The following is a 19,476-nucleotide window of genomic DNA, read 5'->3' on the forward strand; positions in this document are numbered from 1 at the left end:
GGGGGAAGTTTTTACTTGAAACCCAACTGACAAAGGAGGGACCACAATGAGATATGCCCTAGCGATACTGTTACTTTTCTTCTTATCGATAGCACCGTCTCTGACGGAGGGATCGGAAAACGGGACTATACCGAAGGGACTATCCAGGGGAGAGATTCTCCTCTCGTATTTTCAAGACACCGAGATGGATTTTCAGCTTCTTAGAAGTCTCGGAGCCGACGCGACAGGAGGAGGTTCTCCCGGAGAGATTCTTCTGGCGGCCAAAGATATAGAGGAGGGTGACCCAGCTTCCTGGTCAGCTGCCTTTCTTTCCCTCGCAGAAAGGGTCGAGACGGACGGAAGGACTCGTCTGAAAAGGGGTCACGAAATAAGCGCAGGGGAAAGCCTTCTGAGATCAGCGTCCTATTATCGCGCGGCGGAATACTACGGCGATCCGACCTCTCCCGAAACCGCAAAGTGGGGAATGAAATGTCGAAAAGCTTTCATCGATGGGATGAAGCTATCTCCCTGGAAAATAGAGGAACTGTACATACCTTTTGGAGAGGACTCTCTTCCGGGATATTTCATATCGTCTCCTTCGAACGATACGCCGATAAAAACCCTGATAGCCCAAAGCGGTTTCGACGGTACGGCGGAGGAGATGTACTTCGCCGTGGGAGAAGCCGCCCTCAGAAGAGGGTACAACGTCCTTCTCTTCGAGGGCCCGGGACAGGTGGGAAAACGTCGATTCGACAAAGAGTCTACCTTCGTTCCCGACACCTCCCCAGCTCTCAGGGCGGTGGTGGATTTCGCCCTGTCCAGACCTGAGATAGACCCTGAAAAGATCGCCCTTTACGGGGCCAGCTTCGGAGGCTATTTCGCCCTGTCCGGAGCGGTCGGGGAAAGTAGGCTGAAAGCCCTTATAGTAAATTCCCCTATAATAGACGCTCGGGAGTACTTTTTCGCCGCAGTAGGCCCCAAGTTCGTGGAAATGTTCGAGAAACAGGACCTGACGGTGGAGGAAATCCTGAAACTGTCAAAGGAAGAACTTCCTCCCAAATATCGTTTTTCCCTCCTGAACCTGTGCATCCGCTACGGCAAGCCATCCGTAAAAACCACACTGGAGGCCATGCAGGAATTTCATGTCGACGAGGATCGTATCGAAGCCATGGAATTTCCGGCCCTGGGAATGGTGGGGGAAAAAGAGGGAACGGTACCGCTGAGCCAGGCGAAACGGTTCGAGAGACTGGCCCAAAAGGGAAGCCTCCACATATTCGAGGAAAAAAGCGGAGCCAACATCCACTGCCAGCTGGACAACATGCCCCTGTCATGGGCAGTAGCCCTGGACTGGCTTGACGAACAGTTCGACTAAAGCGATAAAGGCATGCGACAGGCCTAATCGTCGGTCGCATGCCTTTCTGCTTTTTGCGTAAATTGTCTTATACCATCCCGAAACACCTTGAAATTTTGAGATCTGTTCGTCTCAACGCCCCCTGATCCTCGTTTACTCCTTCCTCTTGCCCCTTCCAAGCGAGTCCCTTTCCATGCTCCAGAAGAAGAAAAGAAAAAGGCCAACCACGCTTCTGTCCCTTACGGCGCTGTCTAAGACACTCTCTAAGGACATAGGGTCTGCCTGAAGAGTCAACGTCTATCGATAAGACAACACAAAGCATGTATCTATCGCTACTATACAAGGTAATTGGACCTTCCCACACGAACATGTGTAGACATACCACTATTTGGAGCCAAGACGGTACACCATTTTTAGCTATAGACCACCATAAGTCTATCGCTCACGGCGGAGACCAGCTCGTCGGCGCTCTCCCTCACCAAGGGCATGACCCTGCGGTGACAGCGGAAGAACAGAAGGTACGACCACAGCACCTCGAAACCGCCTCTGTCGAACTCCGCCGCGGTGGGCAGGTATCCCCTGCACCCGTTGGTATAGCCTCCGAAGAAGACCAGTTCGCTGCCCACCCTCTCGGCTATATCCAAGGCTATCCCGCACATGGCCTCCTCCGGAACGCCGCAGATACAACCTTCGTCCAGAAGAAAATACTGGATCTCCATGTTCACCCTACCCTCGGTCATTCCGGCCTCTCTCAGCCCGGCGACCTCCGCCAGCCAGGAGGATCCGTCTATTCCGCACATATCCAGAGCCTCTTTGGCGATATCCTCGGCACGGACTTTCGAGGGGATCTCGAATCTAAAATCCTTCATCTCCGAAAACATCCTCAGCCTGGAAACGGGACGGACCACTATCCCGGACATCACGTCACCCACGGCCCGCTCTATCTCGTCGGCCATCTTTTCCAAAGCCTCGACGTTCTCTTCTTCAAGCCTCTTCAGAATATCCTCACCGAGGGACTCCGCCTCTCTGGAATATATCTCCAACCGCTCCCCCATGGAATTACGGAAACGGGGTCTCACGTCGCCGGAGGCCCCCTGAGTGATCATCACAGGGCAGCCGTAACGTTTCTTTAGCCTCTCCCTGGCGAAGCCCACGTAGTCCGAGGAGATCTTTCGATTGTCCCCGACCAGTACGTTGGCGTGGGCGGTGCACCTGAGCAAAAGGGCCTTTACATCTCCGGAGGATTCGCCCACCACCTTAAGCACCCCTATCCGCCTGTCGAGACATTCGGCATCTCCACGGCGGTTCAGGCCTATATCGCCGTAGGCCACTCCCCATCCGGCATGGACGGGACACAGGTCCGCGACGGCTCGTGACACTCCATCGGTCAGGCTCGATAGTAGAAAATCGACGTATTCTCTCTCGAAAAGGCCGTCGGGAGCCGAATGGGTATGGGTGAAACATACCATTATCCTCTCGACCGGTATCCCCGACGATTCGGACAGCTCCGACCTGAGCCAGGTCGTTATCTCCACCGTGAGCCCTATGCTGTCCACCGAGATAAGGCAAAGACGCTCGCCGTCCTTCTCCCATAGGAACACCTGAGCGGCCAGGCCGTCCAACACCCCTACGGAGGTCTGATCCGACCTGTCGAATCCCACCATGGTAACCGGGTTCTTAGGGGTGATATCGACCTCGGCACAGCCCATAGAAGTTTTTGAAGTTTTATAATTCATGACACCATCTCATTTCGTAAAAAAAATCGAGTTCATTATAGACGGAATAGGCTAAAAGACCAGTCCTACAGGATGCCTCTGAACATTGGAGGGATAGAGCCCTTCACTTATCCCTACTTATATGGTATGTTTTTATCGTGCACCACGATAAAACACCGTAAAAGGAGGGATCGATTTTGGATCTTGGACTGAGAGATAAGACAGCCATAGTGATGGCCTCCAGCGGAGGTCTCGGCAAGGGTATAGCCACCGAGCTCGCCAGAGAGGGAGCCAAGGTGATGCTGTTCAGCCCGTCGGAGGAAAAACTGGCAGAAGCTCAAAGGGACATAGAGAAGGAGACCGGCAACAGGCCGTCCTTCTTCGTCGGAGATATCACCGCGGCGGAGGATATAAAGGGCCTGGTGGACGCCACCGTGGAAAAGTTAGGGCCTGTCTACGCCCTGGTGAACAACACCGGAGGACCTCCTGCCGGTACCTTCGACGACTTCGAGGACACAGCCTGGCAAAAAGCCTTCGAGCTTACGCTTTTGTCCTATATCCGTACCGTCAGGGCGGTCCTTCCGTCCATGAGGGGCAACGGAGGCGGCAGGATCGTGAACTCTACTTCGTCTTCGGTAAAATCGGTCCTGGACAACCTGATACTGTCCAACACCTTCAGGACCGGGGTAATGGGGCTGACGAAATCCCTGTCCCAGGAGCTCGGAAAGGACGGCATTCTGGTCAACGTCATAGGTCCGGGAAGGATAGGTACCGCCAGGATAGAGCACCTGGACTCGATCAGGGCGGAAAGGTCGGGGCTGTCGGTCGAAGAGGTTCGACGCAAGGCCTTCGATTCCATCCCCCTGGGAAGATATGGAACAGTGGACGAATACGGCCGATTGGCCGCCTTCCTCTGCTCCGAGGCCAACACCTACATAACGGGACAGACGATCCTCCTGGACGGAGGGATGGTCAAGGCGTTCTAGCAAAGGGCAAGTTTTCATGCAAGGGGCGGAGGCGGAATTCCCCCCCGCCCCTTTAGGTCACCTCAACAACGGCATGGCACCGGTGAGGCTGTTCACCTTCTTAGCGTCGCCGCAGATGGCCAACCCCAGATAGACGTAACAGCTCTCCTCCGTAGAGGCGGATTTTTCAACGTACTCTCCGTAGGTCCTGCAACCTCGGGCGACGTCGGAAAAGTCCACCACGGTCAGATCGTCGTAATCCTCCCGATAGAGCATGCCGCGAAGCTCCTTCAGTTTTTCCTCCGACCCCTTCAAGACCGGAACAGGGATCTTGACTATGCCCTCGTGGGAAAAGCCGCTTCCATCGGTCACGTCCTCCCCCACCGCCTCGGGGAACCTCCGCCCCAGAGATACGCCCAGGATGGCCGCTGTGTTGGCCATCACTCCCGAAGGGAGGTTTTCGTTCAGCAACAGGACGAGCTTCTTTCCATTCAAACGGCTACACCTCCATGATCGTCTACGTTGAAAAACCGTATTTACCCGAAAGACATAAAGTAACGTTTCGGCGTTATTCCCAATATCTTCTTGAAACAGTTGGTCAAATGGCTTTGATCGCTGAACCCGGCGGAACAGGCTACCTCCGCTAGGGGCATTCCCCTCTCGAGAAAACTCCTGGCCCGATTGACCCGAACCGTCTCCAGGTAGCGATGAGGAGGCATGCCGATCAAGGAGGAGAAGGACCGAACCAGATGGTACTTGCTCAACCCCGCCACCTTGCCCAAGGTGTCCAAGGTTATCGGTTCGGAGTAATGGGCTTCCATGAAGTCCACGACGTCTCTCAGTCTGGAGAACCCCGCCAGGGACGAAGGAGGACGGAACGATCTGCCGAACAGTCGCCCCAACCGGGATAGCAACGACAGAAACAGCTCCTCCCTGGACATATCGGCGGATCCGTTCGATATGAGACCATGGAGGGCTCTCAGCTCCGCCGCAATGGCCGGATCGGAGATCACGTTATGGCGAAAACCGAGGGGAATCGTCCGTTCAGACACATTTGTCAAAGCCCCGGACATTACCTCGGTCTTAACGTTGATGCACCTGTAGTCCAGAGGCTCCTCGCCGACCTGACGGCACCCGTGGCTGTCGCCTGGGGCCAAGAGCAGTACGTCTCCCGGAACCACGCAACTCTCCTCCCCACGGCAGAAAAGCATCCGCCTGCTCCTCTCCACGAAACCGATAACGTAGTGCTCGTGGGAGTGCTTCGGAAATTCCTGTCGGATTCCCCGAAAACGATAGGCCTCCAATTTCAGCTCCGAATCGTAAACTATCGCCCTGCTCTCGCCCATATCCCAAACACCTCTCGCAGCCTCTCGTCTAAATTACCACCGTCGTAAAGGATTTTCTTGTAGAATCTTGCTGTTTTGTCGATAGACATATTCTCGTATGTTATAATTTTTATCTCCAAAGGAGGCCGAGATGCGATATAACGACATCGTCCTGACCGTCCGTTCTTTAAAGAAAAGTTTCGGCCCCGTAGACGCCCTCGTAGAGGGAGATCTGACCCTCGAGAGGGGAAAGATAACTGCGTTGGTGGGAAACAACGGAGCGGGAAAGACCACTCTGATCAAATGCATAACCGGAGCGCTGCGGCCGGATTACGGCTATATATCCCTTAGGGGCGAAGCGACCCCTTCTCTTACCCTGGCCGAAGCTCGTCGTAGGGGGATAGCCACAGTCTATCAGGATTTGGCCCTTGTGGACGTGTTGGACGTAGCGTCGAACATATGGCTCGGGATGGAACCCTCGAGATGGGGCATCGTCGATCGAGAGGTCATGAGAAGGCGTTCGATCGAGCTGCTTAAACGATTCGCCATAGACCTTCCGTCCGTCGCTACCCCCGTCTCCGATCTCTCCGGAGGGCAGAGACAGGCGGTAGCCCTGGCCCGGGCGATCGCCCAGGGAGGAGATATTTTGATACTGGACGAGCCGACGTCTGCCATGGGGATAGTGGAAAGATCCCACATCGTCGATGCCGTGAAGAAGTTACGGAAGGACGGACAGGCGATACTCTACATAAGCCACGATATGGAACAGGTCCTGGAGACCGCCGACGAAGTGGTTATCATGCGCAACGGAAGAACCATAGCCTGTATTCCCGTCGGCGAACTCGATCCCCTATCCCTTGCGGGATGGATCTCCGGAGCCATCTCGTGAAAAGCACTAGACCGCTGCGATTGGCTGGAGTCATCTCGATCTCCTGTTTGATCTTCGCCCTGTCGTCGCCTTACTTCATGAACTGGGACAACATCAGGAACGTGCTGGATCAAAGCACTCTCAACATAGTCGTAGGCCTGGGGATGTCCCTTTTGATCGCATCAGGAGGGATAGACCTCTCGGTAGGCTCCGCAGTGGCGCTGATAGGGGTGATGATAGCCCCCGCGCTGAAAGCGGGGCTACCGACGTCCACGGTGTGCCTGGCCGCCCTGGCGGCGGGGACGATCTCGGGCCTATGGAACGCGGGTATCGTCGTTTTTCTGAGGATCAATCCCTTCATAGCGACCTTGACCTCTATGTCTCTGATGTCCGGTCTGGCACTGATAATCACGCAGGGAACGCCGGTTTACGGCTTCCCGCCGTCTTTCACGTTTATAGGCAGAGGCCGGATCATAGGCCTCCCTGTGTCGGTTATAGTCTGCGCCCTGTTATTTCTGGCTCTGTGGTTCTCCTTCTCGTTCACTCGATTCGGGATATACACCATCGGACTGGGCGACAACGAGGAGGCCCTCAGACGATGCGGAATCAGGGTAAAGCGCTGGAAGACCGGCCTATACTGCCTTTGCGGATGCTGCGCCGCCATAGCTGCCGTGCTTATTACCTCGCGTCTCAACAGCGCGGAACCTCTGGCGGGGGCGATGATGGAGATGGACGCCATAGCCACGGCGGTGCTCGGAGGGACGGCCATACAGGGCGGTAAAACCAGCCTGACAGGGACCGTTCTGGCGGGGATTCTGCTGGCGCTGGTAAAGAACGGCCTCACCATGCTCGGAGTCTCGTCCTACTATCAGGGATTTTCCGTAGGTGCCATCGTCCTCATATCGGTAGTTCTTTCGGAGCGATCGACGAGGACGAAACAATAGATAGCGGAGGGTGATTTGAAAATGAAGGTAGCGAAGTTCTTATGTGCGGCGGCGCTGTGTTGCGCCATGGCGACAACCTCTTTCGCAGGCGAACCAAACCCGATGGTGTCCAAATCGATAGCGACAATCGAGGATCAGCTGGGGGCGTTGCCCGACATAACCGGCCAGGAACGCATAGGGGTTCTGGTGATAACCCTGTCCAACCCTTATTGGGTTACCATGAAAGAACGCTACGGCGAGTGGGCAAAGGAGATGGGGATTTCGGTGGAGGTTATGGCGGCTCCGACCGAAAAGGACCTCAAGTCTCAGCTCAACACCCTGGAGGCCATGGTGGCCAAGAAATACGACGGAATCATAGTTACCCCGATGGACCCGTTCAATCTTATACCGGGCATAGTCAAGGCCGACGAAAAAGGCATCCCAGTCGTATGTTCCGGCCCCGAGGTAAGCAGAGACGGTTTGAAGCAGGCCGGTGCCGTAATGGACGGATGGATAACCGCCACGTTCAAAGACCAGGGTCGACTCTGCGCCGAGGACATGGGTAAAAAGCTGCCCTCCGGATCGGAGGTCGCCATAATAGAGGGGATCCCCGGAGCCGGACAGAGCAAAGCCCGGAGAGAGGGAGCGACCGAGGGCTTCGAAAAAACCGGACTGAAGCTGGTCGCGGTGGAGGCCGGCAACTGGGACAGAAACAGGGCCTACGACATAACGACAAACCTCGTGAAAGCCCATCCTAAACTCAAGGGAATATATTGCGCCAACGACGTGATGGCTCTTGCCGCGGTGGACGCCCTCGAGGTAGCGGGAATAAAGGGAGTGACGGTATACGGAACGGACTTCATCCCTGAGGCGGCAGAGGCCATAAAAAGCGGCAGGTTGGCCGGATCGACCACATTCTCCCAGGCCGCCTGGACCAGAGGAGCTCTCGTCTACACTCTGAAGCTGATAAAGAAGGACGAGGACCTTCCGGAAAAACTGTCCGTTCCGATAACCCTGGTGAACGGAGAGAACATCGGGCAGTTCCAGGGGTGGAAATGATCGATGAAACTCCGCAAAATAGCTATTCTTTTCTGTGATCAGGACAACCCGTTCTGGTTGGAGACTATACGCATGTACCGGGAATCCCTCCCGGTACATGGTTTTTATGGAGACTTTCTCTTTCCCGAGGATCCGAGAGACGGTCTATGTCAGGCCGAACTCATGGGCAGATACCTGTCGGCGGACTACGACGGCATGATAATAAACCCCCTGACGGCGGAAAACCTCCTGCCCCCGCTTGAGTCATCGTCCAGAAAATTTCCCGTCTTCGACGTAGGCCCCAAGTGCGACCAAGAGATGGTAGCCGGCATATCCGGTTATATACCGTTACAGGCGGCCGACTTCGAGGAACAGGGCCGAATGTGCACGGAGGCCATACTGGGAAACTGCGACGGTCCTCTGGGCTGCATCGGCGGCCCCATCGACACCAGGCAGGGCAGGATGAGGATCGAGGGGGCCGTAAAGGCGGCAAGGCAAAGAGGCCTAACGGTCCTCGACGTGGAATGGAGCGACTTCACCAGAGAGGGCGGCAGAAGGGCGATGGAAAAGCTGATTCCCCTAAAACCCGGGGCCATCTTCTGCGCCAACGACCTTATGGCCCTGGGGGCCATAGAGACCGCCGCCGAAAAGGGCGTCGAAATTCCCATAGGCGGCGTAGACCTCATACCGGAGGCCCTTTCCGCCATAGAGGAGGGATCTCTGACCGCTTCCGTAGGGCTCGATCCGGCAGAGCTGGTAGATGAAATACTGAAATCGATCGGTTTATTTATGAGAGATAAACTTGTCCCCACGGGAACTCTTGCGAACAATATATTGAAAACTCGATAGCATAAATGTTTCGATCTTGTCGCGTAAATCCTCCACGTGTATACTGCTATTGGGCATAATTTTTATGCTTAATAGTTACAAGGGGAGGGACTACAAGATGGAGAAAGAAAATATGCTTAAAGAACTGGCCAGATCGGTGGTCGACATGGACGAGGAGACGTCGGCGGAGCTATCCAAAAGTTACGTCGAAGCGGGATTCGACGCCTACGACGGCATCTCCTCGGGACTTTCCGTAGGTATGGACGAGGCGGGAAGGCTGTACGAAGAGGAGGAGTACTACATACCGGAACTGCTGCTGTGCTCCGACGCCATGTACGCCGGTCTGGACGTGCTTAAACCCCACCTTCGCAGGGACGATTCGTCCGAGACCTACAAGGCGGTGGTCGGGGTGGTCGAGGGCGACACCCACGACATAGGGAAGAATCTTTTCAAGGTGATGCTGGAGACCGTAGGATTCGAGGTCTACGACCTGGGAAGGGACGTTCCCCCCAAGGAGTTCGTCGACAAAGCCATGGAGGTGGGAGCTCATCTGGTAGGGATGTCCACCTTGATGACAACCACCATGCCCAACATGCCGATTGTCATAGACCTGCTCAAGGCGGAGGGCATAAGGGATAAGACTATCGTCATGGTAGGAGGAGGCCCTATCTCCAGGAGCTTCGCCCAGAAGATAGGTGCCGACGGCTACGAGCCGGAGGCATCCGCCGGAGCCAGACTGGCCAGGGAGCTGGTGACGACGAAGCTGGAGACGATGTCCCATGCCGCAGTTTAAGGATTTAATGACCCCGCTGGAACGTGCCAAGGCTATGTCGACGGGACAGCCGGTGGACCGGTTACAGTGCAACCCCAACCTCTCCAACGGGATCGCCCGCATATCGGGATGCAGAATATCCGAGTTCAACCACGACCCGAGAGCCCTGGCCGACGCCGTCATCGCCACCCACAGGAGATTCGGAGGCGACGGAGCCAAGGTATTCACCGATCTCTTCACCGTAGCCGAGGCGATGGGAGCCAAGATCAAGTTCCCCGACGACGACACGGCGGACCTATTGGAGCCCGCCATAGACGACGTCTCCAGGATAGACGAGCTGGAGCCAATAGATCCGGAGAAGGCCTGTAGAATTCCGGTCCACCTGAAGGCGATGGAGATGGTGGTGGACGAGATAAGCTCCGAGGTACCCTGCACCGCCTTGGTGGTCGGCCCCTTCACCACCGCCTTCTTTCTGATAGGCGTAGAGAAAATGACGAGGCTGATGGTGCGAGATCCTCAGTCGGTGGACAGGCTATGTCAGGTCTCGCTGGAAAGCACACTGCGCTACGTGGACGCCGCCGCCTCCAGGGGCATGGGCATATCCATAGCAGAACCCCTCTCATCCTGCACAGTCGTCAGCCCCAAACACTTCAGGCGCTACGCCGCCCCGGCGGTAGAAAAACTGCTGAACCACATCAAGGACAAGGGCATGGGCACATCGATGCACATCTGCGGCAAGACCGATGGAATCTGGGAGGATCTGGCCGACATGGGGCTGAACGCCCTCAGCATAGACAACGTGGTTCCCCTGCCAGGTTGCGTATCCAAGGTGGGAGACAGGATGAAGATAATGGGCAAGGTGGACCCCTCGTCGGTTATGTTCGCCGGAACCAGGGAAGAGGTTCGAAAGGCCTGCCTGTCCGACATTCGAGACGCCTATCGATCGCCCAAGGGATTCGCCCTCATGTCCGGATGCGGCCTTCCGGTGGAGACGCCGATAAGGAATATCGACGCCATGATGGACGCAACCAGAGAGCTCGGATGGCCCATAACCGAGGAAAAGCTGGAGAAGGCTCTGGCGATCGACAGGTATGACGACTGAGATGACGGAGCTGAAAAGGTTGATCGATGCTCTAAAGAGGGAGCCGGTGGACCGCCCTCCCTGCATATGTCCAGGCGGGATGATGAACATGATCGTAGAGAACGTTATGGACCTGACGAACAGGACCTGGCCCGAGGCCCATCTCGACGGAGAGGCCATGGCCGAGCTGGCGGCGGGACAGCCGGAGAACGGAGGGTTCGAGAACTACGGGGTTCCATTCTGCATGACAGTCGAGGCCGAAGCCATGGGAGCGCCCGTATCGATGGGAGACAGGATCCACGAACCGAGGGTCACCGGATACGTCATGTCGAACTCCGACGACATGGCTAGCCTGAAGGAGATGGACCTATCCTCCGGACGTACGACCCAGGTATGTCGGGCGATTTCCCTCCTGAAAAAAAGAAACGGCGACATACCGGTAATAGCCAACCTAACCGGTCCGATAAGCCTCGCCACATCGCTCGTGGATCCCTCGCTTTTCTATAAGGACATGAAAAAGAGCCCGGAGAAAGTCCAGACTCTGATGGATTTCGTGGTGGAACAGCTCGTTCGATTCGGAAGGGCCCAGGTCGAGGCAGGAGCGGACGTCCTCACCATATCGGACCCAAGCGGAACTGGAGAGATCCTGGGACCCAAGGCATTCGAAAGATGGGCGATCCCCGCCCTCAACGGCATACTGGACCGACTCTCCCCCTCCGTGAAGGGCACCATAGTACACATATGCGGACGTCTAGGTGGGGTGGCCCATCTTCTGGACGACATAAGGAGCGACTGCATCAGTTTCGATTCCATAACCTCCGCCAAAGAATTGGCCCTCAGGTTGAGCACTAAATCCCTTATGGGAAACGTGAGCACCCTTGCCATAGAGACGGCCTCTCCAGAACATCTGAAACGGATGGCGAAGGTGTGCATGGACCAGGGAATCGATATTCTGGCCCCCGCCTGCGGCATTGGAGCGGGGACGGCACTTAGCCAGGTACGGACTCTGGTGGATAGCGCAAAGGAAAGGAAGTCTTCATGACGTCGAGAATTACCATCGATGGAGGCAAGGTCCTGGAGTTCTCTCCGGGGCCTACCCTGTTGGAGATATTGCGAGAAGGCGGAGTCAAGACAGAGGCTCCCTGCGGAGGCAAGGGAATCTGCGGAAAATGCCGGGTCAGCCTGAAAGGAGACGGAGGCCCCGTGACGGACGAGGAGAAGGCCTTTCTCTCGTCGGAGGACATCGCAGAGGGAGTCCGACTGTCCTGCCTGTGCCGCCCGGTCGGCGACGTCGCTGTGTCCCTGTCCGATCAGGAGGAAAAGGGTTCGGCCATCCTCACGGACGGGAACCGCCCGGATTTCGAGATATGCCCCGCCATAGGCTCCGTGCCTATCTCGATACCGAGACCGGAGATAAGAGACGGAATGTCCCTTCTGGACCATCTCGAATCGGTCGCAGGGCCGCTTAAACCGGACGCATCTCTGGTCAGGAGGATTCCCCAGGCGTTCAGATCGAAGGAAGTAACCGCGGTCTTCCACAAAGACAGCCTGATAGACCTGATACCGGAGAGAGACCCCGAGCTTTACGGACTGGCGGTGGATGTAGGTACCACGACGGTGGTCGTGTCGTTGATATCCTTGAAGACCGGGGAGACCGTCGGATCCGCCAGCGAGATAAACCCCCAAAAGGACTTCGGCCTGGACGTGATCTCCCGAATAGAGAGATGCGAGACCTTTCCTACTGGTCTGGAGGACCTCCATGACGCCATAATCTCCTGCCTGGACCGCCTCGTGGACAAAGTCTGTTCCGATAAAGGGACCTCCAGAAAAAGAATATACGAGATGGCGATCGGCAGCAACGCCACCATGACCTCTCTGCTGCTGGGGGTCCATCCCTGGTCACTGGGCAGGGCTCCTTTCAGCCCTGTTCTTCGAAGGGGGATGACCGTACCCTCGGTAGACCTGGGGGTAGAACTGGCTCCGGGAGCCAGAGCCTACGTCCTGCCCGGAGTCTCGGCCTACATTGGTTCCGATATAGTGGCGGGAATGGTGGCTACCGAGCTTATGGAAGACCGGGGCATCAGACTCTTCATAGACATAGGCACGAACGGTGAGATCGTCCTGTCCGACCGGGGCAGGCTCAGCGCCTGTTCTTGCGCCGCCGGGCCCGCTCTGGAAGGGATGAACATAAGCTGCGGCATGAGGGCATCGGACGGAGCGGTGGAGTCGGTTCGCCTGAACGAATCCTTCGCCGAACTGGGAGTCATAGGCGGAGGAACGCCCCGAGGGCTATGCGGCAGCGCCATACTGGACGTGTTATCCGAGGTGGTCCGTCTCGAGATGGTGGGTAAGACGGGGAGACTGAAACCGGGGCCCATGATCGCAGAGGAAAACGGGAAAAGGGCGTTGGTCCTGAGAGAGAGGGATCCTAGGCTCACCGTGACCCAGGGCGACCTGAGACAGGTTCAGCTGGCTAGAGGGGCCATTCTCTCCGGGTTCATATCCCTTCTGGAGGCCAACGACCTGACCATGGCCGACATAGATCAGGTACTGGTGGCTGGACAGTTCGGACGTCATCTGAGCGTCGACAGCCTGACGGGGTCGGGGCTCATTCCGATGGAGCTAAAGGAACGAATAACCTATTGCGGCAACACCTCCGGAGCCGGAGCCGCCATGTGCCTGCTTTCCAGGAAAGCCAGAGACGACGCAGAGAGGCTTTCCGACATGGTGGACTACGTCGAGCTGTCCGTGCTGGAGAGTTACGACCGCCTCTTCTCCAGATGTCTCCAGTTCGAGGTGTCGAGATGAAGGGCTGCCCTGTGTCGAAGAACGGGGCCATGCCGGACGCCATAGGCGCTCGTTATTCCTTCCCCCAGGTACACCGCAACGGGGAGCTCATGGCCCAGGTGGCGGAGGAACTGATGCGGGAAGAAGGGGACGTCTACTGTTCCGTGCCTTTCTGTTCCACCGTGGAGGCCGAGGCCTTCGGGGCGCAGGTCAGGATGGGGGACCACAGGACCACCCCCCTCATACCCAAGTGTCCATGGGACGACCCCGACATGATCCCGAAGGAGATCCCGTCGCCTGACTCCGGCAGGATGGGTGAGGTCATGAAGGCGGTGTCCATTCTGAGGGGAAAGGGATTCCCCGTAATATTGAAGGTTTCCGGGCCCTTCTCCACCCTGATGGGGCTGCTGGATCCAAAGGCCCTGTTCCGAACCGCCAGAAAAGACCCCGGCAGAATAGAGACCGTTCTGGAGAGGATCTCGGCCTACTCTCTCGCCTGTGCAAAGGAGGCGGCGAGACGGGATGTCTCGATAATCTCCCTGGCGGAGCCCTCTGCCACCCCCGACCTTCTAGGCCCGAAACGGTTCGAAAAGCTGGTCTCCCCCGCTCTGACCAGGCTGTTGAGGGATATGGACCGATTGGACGGACCGTGGAGCGGGTTTCTGTGCGGACGGCTCTCGTCGTCCATGGAGGATATAGGGGCCATATCGGGACATACCGTGGAGATGGGATCGGGAAGATACGGAGATCACCTCGAGACCCTCAGAGCTCGGGGGATCCGGTGGTTCGGAGGGGGCTGCGTGGCACAGACTCCCGCCGACGCCTGTAGGATACGGACCATAGACGTGACGGACTAAAAAAATCTCCGGGGCGCACCTAACGGCATTTCTGCTTTATACTTTAAGGACGTTAGTTAAACAGGAGGTGCGTCCTTTGCATTTAGACAGCTTTCAGATATTGGCGCTTGCCCTGTCGGGACTTATAGCGGGGCTTTCCAAGTCGGCTCTGCCCGGGACGGCCATCCTCATGGTCCCGCTCATGGCATCGGCCTTCCCGGCCAAACTGTCGGTCGGGCTGTCTCTGCCCATTCTGATAGCGGCGGATATCGTCTCCGCCCCGAGCTACAGGTTCGAGGCCGCCAAGGAAAGGAGACTGATCCTCACCCTTCTGGCTGGGGCGGTCGTAGGAATCGGCCTGGGATGCCTTTTGATGGAGAGGATAGACGGGGAGCTGTTTCGATCCGTCATAGGCTGGGTGGTTCTGTCCATGCTGGGGCTGAGGATTCTGTCGTCACGACGGAAAAAGGAGGGATCCACCTCCGAGGGGATGAGACCCTCCCTAAGGTTTATTTTCGGGCTCGCCGCCGGAACGGCGACGGCCCTGGCCAACGTGGCGGGACCGATCATATCGCTCCACATGATAATGTCCGGTTTGCCTAAACGACGTTTCATCGCCGCAAGCGTCTGGTTCTTTCTGGTGGCCAACGTCTTGAAAGTCCCGTTCTACTGGTCCATCGGGATCGTAAACCCGAACACCCTTAAGGCTGATCTTATCGCCGCGCCTTTCGTCGCTCTAGGGGTCTGGTCGGGGCTGAAGTTGGTGGGAAGAATAAAGCAGAATCTCTTCATAACGGTCGTGACGGTACTGACTTTCGTCGCGGCGATACGTCTAATACTGAACTGAAGCGACTTCAGCGCATTTCGACTCTGTTTCTGCCGTTTTCCTTGGCGTCGTAGAGTGCCTCGTCCGCCCTGGCGACAAACTCGTTTACCGGCTCGCCGATCCTGTACTGGGTAACCCCGAAACTGGAGGTTACCCTTACATTCTCTTCAAATACGTTGCACTCCACGGCACGCCTCATCCTCTCAGCGTACTCCAGGGCGCCCTTGACGTCGGTCTCAGGCAGAACCACCAAAAACTCCTCTCCACCCCACCTTCCGACCGAATCGCCTGCACGGGTGCAGTCCTTCATCAGAGCCGCGATAGAGCTCAACACAGTATCCCCCACCTCATGTCCGAAGTTGTCGTTGACGCTTTTAAAGTGGTCTATATCCACCATCACGACGGAAAGGGAGGCCCCATAACGGCTGGACCTCTCCGTCTCTGAAAGAAGAATCTGGTCCATCTTCCGGCGGTTCCAGAGCCCCGTAAGGGAGTCCCTGTTGGCCAGATATTCCAATCTGTCGCTGTAGGACTGGATGTTTTCCATCTTATCCTTCAGCACCAGTATCATGTCCTTCAGCGCCTCACATATGTAGGAGATCTCATAGTACGCCCCCGAGGATATCTCGGACACCACGTCCAGCAACCCATCCAGGTCGGTCTTTCTCTCCGAATAATCCACCAAGGCCTCTACCATCCTGGTATAGGGCTCGAATCTCTTTTTCAGAAAGTACAGCAGGAAAAAGACGGATCCTCCGGTCACTGCCAGAAAGGCGAGTATCAGGCTGTTCTGAAGCCTAAGCAGTTCCCTGTATTCGGGACTGGGCAAAAAGTCGAGGGAGAAGAAACCCCCTCCGACCTCTATAATACGATGGGCCTCCCGGGAAGAGCTATCTTCCCGGGATAGATCGGCACCCATATCTTCGGAGAAGGTCAGTTTCATGTTGTCCTGCGGGAGCAGCGCTTCCAGAAATGAGGAGGTTATGGTTTTGGACACGATCAGATAGCCTACCGGGACGTCGTCGTACTTGAGCACGGGACGACAGGCGACGAAGCTATCCCTTCCGTCCACCGGAGCTATTCCTAAGAAGAATCCCTTCTTCCCTGCCTCCTCGAAGTAGATATCAGAGTAAAGCGAATCGGCAAATCTGAACTCGTCGGGAGCCCTGGCGATGACGACCCCGTCCAGGTCGGTGAAGACCACGGAACTGACGGTCTTAGTGAAAGCCTTGCCCCAGTCTGACAGCACCTCGCTATCCGATTCCTCGATGGACTCCACGATATCTTTGGGACGGGACAGGTTGGTGGATAACTCCATAAGATGATCTAGTTCATAGGTCAGATTCCTGCGAACTATGGCAGTATATCTGTCATGATCAGCAATTCTAGATTCTCTATAGTCATCTATCACCAACTCCAGCAAAACGCCGTAGATCAGGCTTAAGACGGCGAAGGAGGCCATGACGATGGTCAAGATACCGTTTCTAAGAGAGGACCTTCTCCTAGAGGTCACGGTTCGCCACCTCCCTCACCGAATCGTAGAAGGGATCGTTCGACGGGGATACCCCTAGGAAACATTCCGCCTCATGGACGTCGGTAGAGATAAAGGAAGTACCTATTGTCTTCACGTCCACGCCCCCTTAAGATGACAAACTTTTCCATCATTTTAACACCTTAAAGGGCTTCTGAGAAAAGCATCCGTAATCAGCCTGATCGATAAATAGGGAAGATCAACGAGCCTCTACTCTGTCTCTTCCCTTTCTTTTAGCATCATAAAGGGCATCGTCAGCTCTGGCCACAAACTCGTTGATCGGCTCACCCGGACGATACAGAGTTACTCCGAAGCTTGAGGTTATTTTCATTCCGTCTCTAAAAGTATGGTTCTCCATCGTCGACCTCATCTTATCGGCATATTCCCATGCCCTCTGAGAATCGACTCCGGGGAGAACGGCTAGAAACTCCTCTCCGCCCCATCTCCCCGCCGAATCACACTTTCGGAGACAGCTTTTCATCAGTATGGAAATGGAGTTCAGGACGGCATCTCCCATTTCGTGACCGTAAGTGTCGTTTACTTCCTTAAAATAATCCACGTCCAGCATAATCACCGACAGGGGTGTGCCGTTAACTCTGGAGTTTTCCGTCTCGGTCATCAAGACCTGATCCATCTTTCTACGGTTCCAAAGCCCCGTCAAAGAGTCGCAATTCGCCAGATATTCGAGCTGTCCACTGTAGCTTTGGATATCATCCACCCTGTTCTTCAAAACCTTTATCATATCGGTCAGGGCTTCAGCTATGTGCCTGATCTCCTCTACTCCGTTGGAAGCGGCACCGGAGGTCACATCGAGAAGACCGTCCAGATCGATCCTTTTATCCGAATAATCGACCAATCCCTGCACTAACTTGGAATAAGGCTCAAATCGTCTACGAAGAAAAAAGATCAAAAAAATCATCGTAGAGATCGTTACGATCGCAAAAGTTATGATGATATTCCTCTGAAGCTTTATAAGCTCCCTCTCGCTTTCATCAGAGAGAAAATAGAGGTCAAACAGACCATCGTCGACGATTATAGATCGATATCTTCCAGAAGGAGAGTTCGCCCTCAGTCTTTCAGAAAAGCCCCGTCTTCCTTGAAAAGTCAGAGTCATATGCCCGACCGGTAAGAGGCTCTCCAAAAGGAAAGGGGTTATCGTTTGAGATACCGCCACAAAACCCACGACTAGATCGTCGTATTTACGTATGGGACTACAGGAGAGAAAGCTGTCTCGTCCGTCCACTGTCGTTATTCCGGAGTATGACCCTTTTTTTAGGACCTCGTCGAAAAACGGCTCAGAGCTCACGGAATCTCCGAAACGATATTCATCGGGAGCCCTGGCTATGACAATCCCGTCTGTATCGATAAAGAATACGGAGCTAACTGTCTTGCAGAAGGCCTTTCCCCAGTCGGACAGGAATTCGTTGTTCATCGAAGTCACGGCTTTTGAAACATCCTTAGGGAGAGATAGGTTTGTACTCAATACAACGAGGTTATCCAAAGCTACCTGAAGTCTATCGGTCACCGTATCGAAAATTCGACCTCGCTCATTCGCCCTCGCCGTTTGATAGTCGTCCACGACTTGTTTCAACATGACCCCGTACATCAGGCTCAAAAAACCGAAGGAAATCATTACGATTCCCAGCACATCCCTTTTTAAGGATCGTCTTTTAACCTTCAAAGTCCAGAACCTCTCGGGCCTTATCGTAAACGGAATCGTCAAGAACGCAGAAGCCCTCTACATACCAACCGAAAAGCTCCTCCATCTCGATACGGAAATCCGAATTCGACGATAATCGAAGCAGGGCCTTTACATATTCCTCTACCTTAGTCGCAGGCACTTTCTCCGAAGCTACAATTAAATCCAAAGGTATGGGGTCCGACACTGCCAGCACGGAAAATATATCGCCGTACATCTCCACCGCCTTACAGTACATACCGTCCGAGATAGCTCCACCGTCTACGGATCCGGCCAACAGAGCTTTCACGACCCTATCGTGACGGCTCAGATAATATACTTTCTTAAAAAAATCGTCAGGTACGATTCCCATTTTTCCCAACATATATCGGGGGTAGACGTATCCCGAGCTGGAGCTCCTGTCCACGAAGGCGAAACTTCCGTCCTTCAGATCCTGAACGGAAGAAAAACCTCGATTCTTCAAGGATACGATGTAGGAATAGTAGTAGCCTTCAGCGATATTCTTCGCATCCGTCCTCTTCATAAGTGTTACCATATACTTGACACCGAGCATCTTGTTTTTAAGCTCGATATAATTTACGGTGTTGATGAAGGCAAAGTCGAGGGAGCCCTCCAGCATTCGGCTCAGAAGCTCACCGTAATCTCTCGTCACTACTATCGATATATCGTCGTCTCCTACGCGGTTCATGCAATCCGCAAGATAGCCCATGGCTTTTTCTATTTTTGAAGGATCCGACCCTGGGAAGACGCCGAAACGATAATGGGCGCCGAAGGCCGGAGAAAGTATGGAATAAATAAAGACGAAAACAAACGACATCGCCGCAATCGCGACCTTTCCCTTGGTAAGGCTCATGTTCTCTCCTCCTTAAACCAATACATTCTAGCACCTGGAAAAGAGAAAAACGCGGGACGGAGACCCTATATCATATCGAGGACTCTAGTAAGGGAGTCT

At 55.1% G+C, this 19,476-nt stretch carries 19 protein-coding genes; 12 read left to right on the plus strand and 7 right to left on the minus strand.

Going from position 1 to position 19,476, the window contains the following annotated elements:
- Positions 1-46: 46 nt before the first annotated feature.
- The gene (locus L2W48_RS07690) at positions 47-1,351 is read left to right on the plus strand and encodes an alpha/beta hydrolase family protein (protein WP_236099307.1); all 1,305 of its coding nucleotides are present in this window, start codon (positions 47-49) and stop codon (positions 1,349-1,351) included.
- A gap of 392 nt (positions 1,352-1,743) precedes the next feature.
- Here L2W48_RS07690 and L2W48_RS07695 read toward each other — a convergent pair whose 3' ends face one another.
- The gene (locus L2W48_RS07695; RefSeq protein ID WP_236099306.1) at positions 1,744-3,066 is read right to left on the minus strand and encodes a hypothetical protein; all 1,323 of its coding nucleotides are present in this window, start codon (positions 3,064-3,066) and stop codon (positions 1,744-1,746) included.
- Between the two features lie 176 nt (positions 3,067-3,242).
- Here L2W48_RS07695 and L2W48_RS07700 point away from each other — a divergent pair, with 176 nt between their 5' ends.
- Positions 3,243-4,031, plus strand: coding sequence for an SDR family oxidoreductase (locus L2W48_RS07700; RefSeq protein ID WP_236099305.1), 789 nt, complete (start codon positions 3,243-3,245; stop codon positions 4,029-4,031).
- 57 nt (positions 4,032-4,088) lie between these two features.
- Here the strand turns inward: L2W48_RS07700 and L2W48_RS07705 are convergent, their stop codons facing one another.
- Together L2W48_RS07705 and L2W48_RS07710 are read right to left on the minus strand one after the other, a co-directional pair.
- Positions 4,089-4,505 (minus strand): DUF2000 domain-containing protein, encoded by a 417-nt coding sequence (locus L2W48_RS07705; RefSeq protein ID WP_236099304.1) that lies wholly within the window; start codon positions 4,503-4,505, stop codon positions 4,089-4,091.
- A gap of 41 nt (positions 4,506-4,546) precedes the next feature.
- Entirely contained in the window at positions 4,547-5,356 is an 810-nt protein-coding gene (locus tag L2W48_RS07710; protein ID WP_236099303.1) for a helix-turn-helix domain-containing protein, read from the minus strand.
- A 130-nt stretch (positions 5,357-5,486) separates the two neighbouring features.
- Between L2W48_RS07710 and L2W48_RS07715 the strand changes: the two genes are divergently transcribed.
- The 10 genes from L2W48_RS07715 (at position 5,487) to L2W48_RS07760 (ending at position 15,315) form a co-directional block, all read left to right on the plus strand.
- Positions 5,487-6,224: an ATP-binding cassette domain-containing protein gene (locus L2W48_RS07715; protein ID WP_236099302.1), complete on the plus strand. Its 738-nt coding sequence runs from the start codon at positions 5,487-5,489 to the stop codon at positions 6,222-6,224.
- Positions 6,221-7,147 (plus strand): ABC transporter permease, encoded by a 927-nt coding sequence (locus L2W48_RS07720; RefSeq protein WP_236099301.1) that lies wholly within the window; start codon positions 6,221-6,223, stop codon positions 7,145-7,147. The genes L2W48_RS07715 and L2W48_RS07720 overlap by 4 nt, the downstream gene beginning before the upstream one ends.
- Before the next feature lie 21 nt (positions 7,148-7,168).
- A complete protein-coding gene (locus L2W48_RS07725; RefSeq protein ID WP_236099300.1) occupies positions 7,169-8,185 on the plus strand; it encodes a sugar ABC transporter substrate-binding protein in 1,017 nt (338 codons plus the stop codon).
- A 3-nt stretch (positions 8,186-8,188) separates the two neighbouring features.
- Positions 8,189-9,013 carry a substrate-binding domain-containing protein gene (locus L2W48_RS07730; RefSeq protein WP_236099299.1) on the plus strand — a complete coding sequence of 275 codons (825 nt, stop codon included), beginning with the start codon at positions 8,189-8,191 and terminating at the stop codon, positions 9,011-9,013.
- Between the two features lie 97 nt (positions 9,014-9,110).
- Entirely contained in the window at positions 9,111-9,785 is a 675-nt protein-coding gene (locus L2W48_RS07735) for a corrinoid protein (protein WP_236099298.1), read from the plus strand.
- Entirely contained in the window at positions 9,772-10,866 is a 1,095-nt protein-coding gene (locus L2W48_RS07740; protein WP_236099297.1) for a uroporphyrinogen decarboxylase family protein, read from the plus strand. Before L2W48_RS07735 ends, L2W48_RS07740 begins: the two co-directional genes overlap by 14 nt.
- Position 10,867: 1 nt before the next feature.
- Positions 10,868-11,887: a uroporphyrinogen decarboxylase family protein gene (locus L2W48_RS07745; protein ID WP_236116525.1), complete on the plus strand. Its 1,020-nt coding sequence runs from the start codon at positions 10,868-10,870 to the stop codon at positions 11,885-11,887.
- Positions 11,884-13,653 carry an ASKHA domain-containing protein gene (locus L2W48_RS07750; RefSeq protein WP_236099295.1) on the plus strand — a complete coding sequence of 590 codons (1,770 nt, stop codon included), beginning with the start codon at positions 11,884-11,886 and terminating at the stop codon, positions 13,651-13,653. The genes L2W48_RS07745 and L2W48_RS07750 overlap by 4 nt, the downstream gene beginning before the upstream one ends.
- Positions 13,650-14,489, plus strand: coding sequence for a uroporphyrinogen decarboxylase family protein (locus L2W48_RS07755; RefSeq protein WP_236099294.1), 840 nt, complete (start codon positions 13,650-13,652; stop codon positions 14,487-14,489). The genes L2W48_RS07750 and L2W48_RS07755 overlap by 4 nt, the downstream gene beginning before the upstream one ends.
- 76 nt (positions 14,490-14,565) lie before the next feature.
- Positions 14,566-15,315: a sulfite exporter TauE/SafE family protein gene (locus L2W48_RS07760; RefSeq protein ID WP_236099293.1), complete on the plus strand. Its 750-nt coding sequence runs from the start codon at positions 14,566-14,568 to the stop codon at positions 15,313-15,315.
- Positions 15,316-15,322: 7 nt separating this feature from the next.
- Here the strand turns inward: L2W48_RS07760 and L2W48_RS13100 are convergent, their stop codons facing one another.
- The 4 genes from L2W48_RS13100 to L2W48_RS07775 form a co-directional block, all read right to left on the minus strand.
- Positions 15,323-16,807, minus strand: coding sequence for a sensor domain-containing diguanylate cyclase (locus L2W48_RS13100; protein ID WP_236099292.1), 1,485 nt, complete (start codon positions 16,805-16,807; stop codon positions 15,323-15,325).
- Positions 16,797-16,922 (minus strand): hypothetical protein, encoded by a 126-nt coding sequence (locus L2W48_RS13025; RefSeq protein WP_268906587.1) that lies wholly within the window; start codon positions 16,920-16,922, stop codon positions 16,797-16,799. The genes L2W48_RS13100 and L2W48_RS13025 overlap by 11 nt, the downstream gene beginning before the upstream one ends.
- 102 nt (positions 16,923-17,024) lie before the next feature.
- The gene (locus L2W48_RS07770; RefSeq protein WP_236099291.1) at positions 17,025-18,257 is read right to left on the minus strand and encodes a sensor domain-containing diguanylate cyclase; all 1,233 of its coding nucleotides are present in this window, start codon (positions 18,255-18,257) and stop codon (positions 17,025-17,027) included.
- Between the two features lie 238 nt (positions 18,258-18,495).
- The gene (locus tag L2W48_RS07775) at positions 18,496-19,377 is read right to left on the minus strand and encodes a phosphate/phosphite/phosphonate ABC transporter substrate-binding protein (protein WP_236099290.1); all 882 of its coding nucleotides are present in this window, start codon (positions 19,375-19,377) and stop codon (positions 18,496-18,498) included.
- Positions 19,378-19,476 lie beyond the last annotated feature (99 nt).

This window comes from Dethiosulfovibrio russensis (assembly GCF_021568855.1).
GTDB classification, from domain to species: domain Bacteria; phylum Synergistota; class Synergistia; order Synergistales; family Dethiosulfovibrionaceae; genus Dethiosulfovibrio; species Dethiosulfovibrio russensis.

Excerpts from the sequence above, each read along its gene's own strand:
- L2W48_RS07690 (WP_236099307.1), top strand. The coding sequence starts at position 47 with ATGAGATATGCCCTAGCGATACTGTTACTTTTCTTCTTATCGATAGCA.
- L2W48_RS07695 (WP_236099306.1), bottom strand. The coding sequence starts at position 3,066 with ATGAATTATAAAACTTCAAAAACTTCTATGGGCTGTGCCGAGGTCGAT.
- L2W48_RS07710 (WP_236099303.1), bottom strand. The coding sequence starts at position 5,356 with ATGGGCGAGAGCAGGGCGATAGTTTACGATTCGGAGCTGAAATTGGAG.
- L2W48_RS07715 (WP_236099302.1), top strand. The coding sequence starts at position 5,487 with ATGCGATATAACGACATCGTCCTGACCGTCCGTTCTTTAAAGAAAAGT.
- L2W48_RS07725 (WP_236099300.1), top strand. The coding sequence starts at position 7,169 with ATGAAGGTAGCGAAGTTCTTATGTGCGGCGGCGCTGTGTTGCGCCATG.
- L2W48_RS07730 (WP_236099299.1), top strand. The coding sequence starts at position 8,189 with ATGAAACTCCGCAAAATAGCTATTCTTTTCTGTGATCAGGACAACCCG.
- L2W48_RS07735 (WP_236099298.1), top strand. The coding sequence starts at position 9,111 with ATGGAGAAAGAAAATATGCTTAAAGAACTGGCCAGATCGGTGGTCGAC.
- L2W48_RS07740 (WP_236099297.1), top strand. The coding sequence starts at position 9,772 with ATGCCGCAGTTTAAGGATTTAATGACCCCGCTGGAACGTGCCAAGGCT.
- L2W48_RS07745 (WP_236116525.1), top strand. The coding sequence starts at position 10,868 with ATGACGGAGCTGAAAAGGTTGATCGATGCTCTAAAGAGGGAGCCGGTG.
- L2W48_RS07750 (WP_236099295.1), top strand. The coding sequence starts at position 11,884 with ATGACGTCGAGAATTACCATCGATGGAGGCAAGGTCCTGGAGTTCTCT.
- L2W48_RS07755 (WP_236099294.1), top strand. The coding sequence starts at position 13,650 with ATGAAGGGCTGCCCTGTGTCGAAGAACGGGGCCATGCCGGACGCCATA.
- L2W48_RS07770 (WP_236099291.1), bottom strand. The coding sequence starts at position 18,257 with ATGAACAACGAATTCCTGTCCGACTGGGGAAAGGCCTTCTGCAAGACA.
- L2W48_RS07775 (WP_236099290.1), bottom strand. The coding sequence starts at position 19,377 with ATGAGCCTTACCAAGGGAAAGGTCGCGATTGCGGCGATGTCGTTTGTT.